The following is an 8,829-nucleotide window of genomic DNA, read 5'->3' on the forward strand; positions in this document are numbered from 1 at the left end:
TTTCGTCCAGTTACAGTGTTTACAAATTCTGTCCCGCGATCCTGTTCCTTACGGCATGATACTTTGGTACTATTAATGCATAGGGACTACGAAGGAGTAAGGGTGAAGCGATGCACAGCAGCTTTAGAAGGATTGTTCAAGGGATTCTGATAGGATGGGGGGTACTGCTGGGCTCGGCCGCCGCTTATGCGGATGAAGCTCAAACCGATTCGCTCAGCGAGGACTTTACCTTGGCCTACCAAGGGAATGCATACACGGCGGACGATGGCAGCAAATTGTTTTCGATCGCGGACGGGAAAAAGCTCTACGTGCTCTTCGAGGGGCAGGACTTAAATACGCAGAACGCCATCTATATCGACAGCGACAACAACAGTCAAACCGGCTACGCCAGCCCGGCCTGGGCGAGCTCGGGGATCGATTACAAAGTGGAAGATCATCAGCTGTTTAAATATTCGAGCAGTGCTGGCTGGTCGAAAGTAGGTCCTGTACGGCTGGAGGTATTCCCGAATGCGCTTGGAATGATTGTCTATTTGGACATGCTAGGCAAAGCGCTGCCTGGAGAGATGAAGGTATCGTTTGTCAGCAAGAGCCAGGCGTACCCTGCCGATGGGCTGGGAATGATGACGATGAACACCATCGTCCAGTCCAATGAGCCGCAGGGCACCTTTTATCCGCGAGAGGATTTCAGCGTGTTCGCTAACCCGTATATGGGGTGGGTCGGCTCGGGCTACAACAAAACATACGGACAGCCTGTTAGCATGGTCTCCATTGGTTTGAGCTGGAGAGAGCTGGAGCCGGTCAAAGGGCAGTATAATTGGGATGCCATTGAGCGATCTAGAAATTTCAGCTATTGGGAGCGCAGCGGGAAAAAAATTGTCATGCGCATCGTGCTGGATTATCCGTCGGATCGAACCGGCCGCCATATGGATATTCCCGATTGGCTGTATGATGAGCTGGTGCAGGCCGAGGGAGCGGATCAGGCAGGGACGTGGTATGCTCAAGGGTTGCAAGGCTTCGATCCGAACTACAGCAGCCCTATTATGATCGCCGCCCATGAAAGGCTGATTGAGGCGCTGGCGGCCAGGTATGACAACGACCCCACAATCGGCTTTATCGAGCTTGGCAGCCTGGGCCATTGGGGAGAATTCCACACCTTCCTTTCGCCGAGGAAATTTCCCAGTCTGGACGTATCAGATCAATATGTGGGGCATTACTTGAAGTATTTCCATAATAAAATGTTTGGCATGAGAAAACCGTTTCCCATTGCTGCGCAGCAGCGGATGGGGCTATTTAACGATGTTTTCGGAGATCCCGTATCGACCGATAGCTGGCTGGACTGGATTCAGCAAGGCTGGAATGTGCTGCCTAACTATGTGACCGACGGCCGAGATACCGCTGCCTTGGTGCAAGAATCGGCGATGCCTGACTTTTGGAAATATGCCTTTTCGGGCGGCGAATTCAGCAACGAGTTTTCAATGAAGGAGTATTTGCAGGATAGCCGCATGATGGAATTGCTTCGTCAAATCCGGAAAAGCCATACCTCTTTGTTAGGCGCGTCACTCGTGTACTTCAAGGAAGGCAAGGACATTTCAGAGCATACCCAAGCGAACATCAACCTGCTGCTGCAGACGATGGGGTATCATTTTGGCCTAGCCTCCGTAACGCATGCACCGCAAGCCGAAGCTGGGGACACGGTCAAATTGGAAAGCAGCTGGAAAAACATGGGTGTGGCGCCCTTTTATTTTCCTTGGCAGGTTGAATTTGCTCTAGCGGACTCGAACGGGAACGTTGTGGATGCCTCTAGGACGACCGCTTCAAGCATCGATATTCGCAGGTGGCTGCCGGGAACAAAGGCGGAAACGGGCGAGATTAAGGTGCCGAGCGATTTGCCTCCGGGCCAATATACGGTGCTAGTTGGCATTATTGAGCCGTCGACGAACAAGCCTGCGGTACAGCTGGCAATTGAAGGCCGACGAAGCGATGGGTGGTATGCGCTGGATCAGCTTCAAATTACAAATTCGGCCGCCTATGCTCCAACCTCTCCGAACCGGTATGAGGTTCAGCACATGTCCGATAAGCGGGTGGATCTAACCTGGGCGCCTTCGTTCAGCTCTTCAAAAATCAGCCACTATGAAGTGTATCTCGATCAGGCTCGCGTAGGGACAACGAATATGACCAGCTACGCATTCACGAATTTGGCCGAACAAACGAAGCATACCTTTGCGGTCGTGGCGGTGGATTCGAATGGGCGGAGGTCGGTAGGGACTCCGTTTACATTTGTTACGGATGGCCGAAACTTAATTGAAAATGCGGGCTTTGAATCGTACACTAGGACGAATGGCGGTGCCGACGGGTGGAGCTTGGACGGCAGTGAATTTGCGGTCACGGACACCGATGTCGTACAAGGGAAAAGAGCCCAAAGGATGAGATTATCCAAGCTGGGCTCCGATCATTTTGTGGAGTTTTTCCAAACGATTCCTGTCGTTGGCGGGCGTTCATATATTTTTGAGGGAAGCTATCATATCACGGAGCTGTTCAATGCTAAGCTGGAGCATTATTTGTACTTTACAGATGCTGAAAATAACTGGATTAGCTCGGCTGCGCAGACGCTGATGGCTGTTACTCCCGGCTTTACCCCGGTGCGTTCTAGCGGCGTAATCCCGCCTAATGCTGCGAAAGTGCATGTTGGCGTCATTTTGCGTGCAACACAAGATAACGGGACGGGAACCGTGGTGGCTGATGAGCTGAACTACCGGTACTATCAGCCTTAACTCGCCTGCTGCTTCGTTTGAACGGCTTTGCGCTGGGAAGGCAGCAGCCCGATCACGCTGAGCAGCGGGAGTGAAATGATAAAGATCGCGATAAACACCCAGTGCATCCCTGTGGCTAATTGCGCAGGGGTGCTGTTAGTGACGGCGCTGTTAAACAGCGTGCCGAAGAAGGCGACCCCGACGGTTTGCCCCAGCGTGTTCATGAACGAGCTGGTTGAGGTGGCGACTCCCCGCATCTGCCACTCTACGGCGTTTTGGATGATCACCATCGAAGGCGTCGTCAGGCAGCCCATGCCGAAGCCAAGCACGATTAGGATGCCGATGATATAGATGTAAGGCGAGCTGGTATTGATCGTGGCCAGCCATAAGGAGCCGAGCGCGACGATGACGGCGCCGGAGATGACGAACGCTCGGGTGCCCAGACGGAACATATAGCGTCCGGTCAGGTTCGAGGCAATCGGCCAGGCGATCGTCATGGGAACGAGGGTGAAGCCGGAACTGGTCGCGTTGTGGCCCAACACGGTTTGAATCCACATCGGCATGTAGATCATGACCCCCGCGGTCACGCAAAAGCCAAAAAAGTTGATCATATAGGGAACGTTCAGCATGCGGTTGCGGAATAGGGACAGCGGCAGCATCGGTTCTTTCACGCGGGTTTCCGTATACAGGAAGAGCAGGATAAAGACGACGGAAACGGCGAACAAAGACAAGATCAAGGAGGAGCTCCAAGCATGCGCGTGTCCGCCGTTTAGGAGCGCATACAGCAGAGATGTTATACCAACAGTGAACAGGGCTGCACCTGTAAAATCGATCTGCTTTGCTTTCTTGACGAATTGTTCATGCAAAAATCCGAAGACGCAGATAAAAGCGGCGATACCGATCGGGAGATTCATGTAGAAGATCCAGCGCCAGGAGATGTGGTCCACGAAATACCCGCCGACCAGCGGCCCGAGCAGTCCGGCGATCGACCAGACGGAGGCGAATACGCCTTGCATTTTGGCCCGCTGCTCCCCGGGATACAAATCTCCGATGATGGTGAAGGTCACCGGAGTCAGCGCTCCTGCTCCTAGCCCCTGCAGCGCGCGGAACCAGATCAGCTGTGGCATGGTTTGCGATGCACCGGACAGAATCGAGCCCAGCACGAATAAAATGAGTCCGGCTGTGAACACGGCTCTTCGGCCGAACAAGTCCGACAGCTTGCCGAAAATCGGCGCGGCTACACAGGTCGTCAGCGTATAGATGGAGAACACCCAGCTGATCAGGCTTAACCCGCTGAGCTCAGCGGAAATGCTGGGCATCGCCGTACTGACGACGGTCGTATCAAGCGCTCCGACGAACAAGGAGGCCAGCAGTCCCAGCGTTACCACTTTCCGATTGGTTGCTTTGGTCATATGTACCCTTCTTCCTTAAAATGGGATCTAGATTTGATTATGTGCTGAAGGAACTCTGGCCGTCAATAAGTATTTGATGTATTTTGAAACGATAAATAAAGCAAAAGCAGCTCCCTTTTTTTCGATGTATAATAGATTTACAAATTACTTACTACGCACTTTCCGGTATAGCTTTAAGGAGGTAGCTTCAGTGACGCTGCAGCAGTTAAAATACATCATCGAGGTGGCGAATCAAGGGTCGATCAACGAGGCGGCGAAGCGGCTTTTTATCTCACAGCCGAGCTTGTCCAATGCGATCCGGGAATTGGAAGAAGAGATGCAAATAACGATTTTTGAGCGATCGAATAAAGGCATTTCGCTTTCGAAGGAAGGCGTTGAATTTCTAAGCTACGCACGTCAGGTCGTCGAGCAAGCGGAGCTGTTGGAGAGCCGGTATTTGAATGTTAGGCCGTCGCCGCATCATTTTTCCGTGTCCACTCAGCATTATGCGTTTGCCGTGAACGCCTTCGTCAGCCTGATTCAGGAGTATGGCCAAGACGAATACGAATTTGCCCTTCGCGAGACCAAAACCTACGAAATTATCGAGGATGTCAAAGGGCAGCGCAGCGAGATCGGAATTCTGTATCTCAACGAGTTTAACGAGAAGGTCATTAACAAATTGCTCAAGGAAGCAAACCTGCAATTCCACAGCTTATTTAAGGCGAAGCCGCATATTTTTATCAGCAGCAAAAATCCGCTAGCCTCGCAGTCCATCGTGACCATTGAGCAGCTGGAGCCGTATCCGTATTTGTCCTTCGATCAAGGGGAGTACAATTCGTTTCATTTCTCCGAGGAGATCCTCAGCACGCTGACCCATAAAAAAAGCATTCGGGTAAATGATCGGGCAACGCTGTTTAATTTATTGATCGGGCTGAACGGTTATACGATTTCGACCGGTGTGCTCAGCAGCGATTTGAACGGCAACGAGATTGTACCCGTCCCTCTGGATTGCAATGAAATCATTCATGTGGGCTGGATTTCCCACCGCAGCATCGCGCTCTCCAAGCTTGGCGCAGCTTATGTTGAGGCGCTTCAGCTGGCCATAACCTAGTTCGCCCGTTGGTATAGCCTGAGGCTATAGCTAATTATAGTTTATAGGAGTTACGCTATAACCAGCGCGCCGTGATATCTTTCTTGTAAACAACCGCATGGTTCAAAAATTGAGGTGCAGGGGGCGTTTACAAGATGGTAAAAAGCAGCGTGTTAGGGTATCCGCGAATTGGTGTCGACAGAGAATGGAAAAAAGCGCTCGAGGCGTTCTGGTCGGGTAAGCTGGAGGAAGTGGCGTTTCAGCAGCAGCTGCGGGAGCTTCGCTTGAAGCATTGGGGCAAGCTTCAAGCCGCGGGGATCGACTTGATCCCGGTGGGCGATTTCAGCTATTACGATCATGTACTGGATACGGCGGCCATGTTCGGCCTGATTCCCAAGCGCTTCGCGTATGAGGGCGGCGTGGTGCCGTTGTCCGTCTACTACGGTGTGGCTCGCGGAACGAAGGAAGCCGCAGCAAGTGAAATGACCAAGTGGTTCAACACGAACTACCATTATATTGTGCCAGAGCTGGAAGATGGAGCGACGCCCGTGCTGACGGAGAATAAGCCCTTGATCGCTTACCGGGAAGCGAAGGAAGCGCTTGGCATCGAAGGGAAGCCAGTGATCCTTGGGCCGCTCACTTTCTTGAAGCTATCGAAGGGCTACGATGTATCGTCGGAAACCGACGCATGGCTCGATCGGCTGCTGCCGCTCTATGTGCAGGTGCTCAAGGAGCTGGCGCGGGAAGGCGTTCGGTGGGTGCAGATCGACGAGCCGATTCTTGTTACGAAGCTGGGGGCCGAGGATTTGCAACGGCTGAAAAAGATTTATGAAGCGCTTGCTGAAGCCGCGCCTACGCTGAATATCATGCTGCAAACATACTTCGAATCGGTCGAGCATTACCGTGAGCTGGTGGCTTTGCCCGTTCAGGGCATCGGTCTTGATTTCGTGCACGGCTATGCCGGCAATATCGCGTCGCTAAGAGCGCACGGCTTCCCTGAGGACAAGGTGCTGGGTGCAGGCGTCATTGACGGCCGCGGCATTTGGAAGGCAACGCTGCGCGAGAAGCAAGCGCTGCTAGCGGAGCTCGCCGAAGTGGTTGCGCCGGAGCATCTCCTTGTGCAATCTTCGTGCAGCTTGCTGCATGTGCCTGTTACCGCTGAGGTGGAGACGAAGCTTCCGACAGAGCTGCGTGCTGCGCTGGCCTTCGCCGACGAGAAGCTGGATGAGCTGGTGCTTTTGACGAAGGCGCTGAATTCAGCTGGAACGACTGGGGCTGAGATTGCAAGCGTGCTGGAGCAAAATGATCGGGAGCTGCAGCAGCTTCAGCAGTCCGCCGTGCGCAACCGCGGCGACATTCAGCAGGCGGTAGCCGCGATTTGTGAGCAGCCGCTGGAGCGGAGCCGCCCATTTGCCGAGCGGCATACGGCGCAGCAGGAGCAGTGGAAGCTGCCGCTGTTCCCGACCACGACGATCGGCAGCTTCCCGCAATCCGCCGAGGTGCGCAAGGCTCGTCAGCTGTGGCGCAAAGGGGAATGGAGCCAGCAGCAGTATGCCGATTTTATCCGGGAGCAAATCGATCTTTGGATCCAGCTGCAAGAGGACATCGGGCTCGACGTGCTTGTGCACGGGGAGTTTGAACGGACGGATATGGTCGAATTTTTCGGAGAGAAGCTGGCGGGCTTTGCATTTACGCAGAACGGCTGGGTGCAATCGTATGGCTCCCGCTGCGTGAAGCCGCCGATTATATATGGAGATGTAGCGTTCATCGGCGAGATGACGGTCGAAGAAACGAAGTACGCTCAGTCGCGGACACAACGTCCGGTGAAAGGGATGCTGACCGGACCGATTACGATCATGAACTGGTCGTTCGTTCGGGATGACCTTCCGCGCGAGCAGATCGCTTACCAGCTGGCTTATGCGCTGAGACAGGAAGTGGAGGCGCTGGAGCAGGCCGGTATCGGCATGATCCAGGTGGATGAGCCCGCGGTTCGCGAAGGGCTGCCGCTGAAGGAAGCCGAGCAAGCGGACTACTTGGCCTGGGCGGTCAATGCGTTCCGCATGACTACCTGCACGGTGCAGGACACCACGCAAATACACACCCATATGTGCTATTGCGAGTTTCATGACATGATCGATTCGATTGAAGCGATGGATGCAGACGTCATCTCGATTGAAACGTCGCGCAGCCATGGGGAGCTCATTCACAGCTTCGAGCAAAATACGTACCATCTGGGCATCGGACTAGGCGTATACGACATCCATAGTCCACGCGTTCCGCGGGTCGAGGAGATGGGCAGCATGATCGATCGGGCCTTGCGTGTGCTGGATCCGAAGCTGTTCTGGATCAACCCTGACTGCGGGCTGAAAACGCGAGGAAGGGAAGAAACGATCGCCTCGCTGCGCCATATGGTTGAGGCTACGCGAATTGCCCGAGCGAAGTACGGTAAGTCGTGGTAGAATAACATACAAAGAGAGATTACTTGGTTGAAGGTGCGATGAAAGATGCTCAAGGACAAAATCAAAACAAAACAGGCAGGTATTATCACCTATGGCATGACTCCGCCGAAGCAAACCCATCCCCCGGAGAAAATGGCCGAAATTTCACAAAAGCAAATCGAGCGGCTGACCGGCCTCGATATTGACGCCCTTATTCTGTACGATGTTCAAGACGAAGCGGATCGGATTGATGTGGAACGTCCGTTTCCGTATTTGCAGACGATGGATCCGGCCATCTACAGCAAGGAATATTTGCACCAGCTCGCCGTGCCCAAAATCATTTATCGCTGCGTCGGCAAATATTCCGAGGCGGAGCTGGCCGATTGGATCAAGGCGGATGCGGAGCAGGATCGGTTTTCCGTGTTCGTAGGTGCTTCCTCCAGCCAGCAGCAGGTGTCTTTACGGCTGCCGGATGCGTATCAGCTGAGCAAGGGGCTCAATCCGCAATTGAGCTTCGGAGGCGTAGTCATTCCGGAGCGGCATATGACCAAGGTCGATGAGCACCTCCGCGTCGTGAGCAAAATGCAGCAGGGCTGCGACTTTTTCGTCTCACAGGCGACCTATAATGTTGAGGCCTCGAAAAACTTCCTATCAGACTATTATTACTACTGTCAGGAGAATGGCCTGGACATGGTGCCGATCCTATTCAATCTGGCGCCGTGCGGCTCGCTCAAAACGCTGGAGTTCATGAAGTGGCTGGGGATCAGCATCCCGCGATGGCTCGAGAACGATTTGAAATATTCCAGCGACGTCCTGGATCGATCCATTAGTGTCTCGCAAAATATTTTTGAAGAGCTGTTCGAGTTCGGCATGGAAAAAGGAATCCCGGTCGGCTGCAGCGTGGAAAGCGTCTCGACACGAAAAGTGGAAATCGAGGCCTCCATCCAGCTGGTGAAAAATATTAACGCCTATCTTAAGCGAAGCTGATTACCAGCTTGCAAAGCCACCAAAGCTATTAAAGACGGTCCGCAATTTCCGAGGCCACTGAAAAAGTCTAGCTCTTAGAAAAAGGTACTGCCCTTCAAGAAAGTTGAAGAGGCTGTACCTTTTTTGTCGTATAATTGAGTCATCACAAAAAGCGGGTGAGAGCACATGATTCG

At 53.3% G+C, this 8,829-nt stretch carries 5 protein-coding genes; 4 read left to right on the plus strand and 1 reads right to left on the minus strand.

Annotated elements, in window-relative coordinates:
* The first annotated feature begins 110 nt into the window (after positions 1 to 110).
* Positions 111 to 2,771, plus strand: coding sequence for a DUF4832 domain-containing protein (locus tag FPZ49_RS14970; protein WP_144848024.1), 2,661 nt, complete (start codon positions 111 to 113; stop codon positions 2,769 to 2,771).
* On the opposite strand, the gene FPZ49_RS14975 is transcribed toward FPZ49_RS14970, so the two are convergent.
* Positions 2,768 to 4,162: an MDR family MFS transporter gene (locus tag FPZ49_RS14975; RefSeq protein ID WP_144848026.1), complete on the minus strand. Its 1,395-nt coding sequence runs from the start codon at positions 4,160 to 4,162 to the stop codon at positions 2,768 to 2,770. The two genes, FPZ49_RS14970 and FPZ49_RS14975, sit on opposite strands and share 4 nt — an antisense overlap.
* Before the next feature lie 190 nt (positions 4,163 to 4,352).
* On the opposite strand from FPZ49_RS14975, the gene FPZ49_RS14980 reads away from it, so the two are divergent.
* The 3 genes from FPZ49_RS14980 (at position 4,353) to FPZ49_RS14990 (ending at position 8,656) form a co-directional block, all read left to right on the plus strand.
* Positions 4,353 to 5,252: a LysR family transcriptional regulator gene (locus tag FPZ49_RS14980; protein ID WP_144848029.1), complete on the plus strand. Its 900-nt coding sequence runs from the start codon at positions 4,353 to 4,355 to the stop codon at positions 5,250 to 5,252.
* A 134-nt stretch (positions 5,253 to 5,386) separates the two neighbouring features.
* The gene (gene metE, locus FPZ49_RS14985; protein WP_144848031.1) at positions 5,387 to 7,690 is read left to right on the plus strand and encodes a 5-methyltetrahydropteroyltriglutamate--homocysteine S-methyltransferase; all 2,304 of its coding nucleotides are present in this window, start codon (positions 5,387 to 5,389) and stop codon (positions 7,688 to 7,690) included.
* A gap of 45 nt (positions 7,691 to 7,735) precedes the next feature.
* Positions 7,736 to 8,656: a methylenetetrahydrofolate reductase gene (locus tag FPZ49_RS14990; protein WP_144848033.1), complete on the plus strand. Its 921-nt coding sequence runs from the start codon at positions 7,736 to 7,738 to the stop codon at positions 8,654 to 8,656.
* Positions 8,657 to 8,829: the final 173 nt, after the last annotated feature.

It is taken from the genome of Paenibacillus cremeus, from assembly GCF_007786445.1.
Lineage (GTDB): Bacteria > Bacillota > Bacilli > Paenibacillales > NBRC-103111 > Paenibacillus_G > Paenibacillus_G cremeus.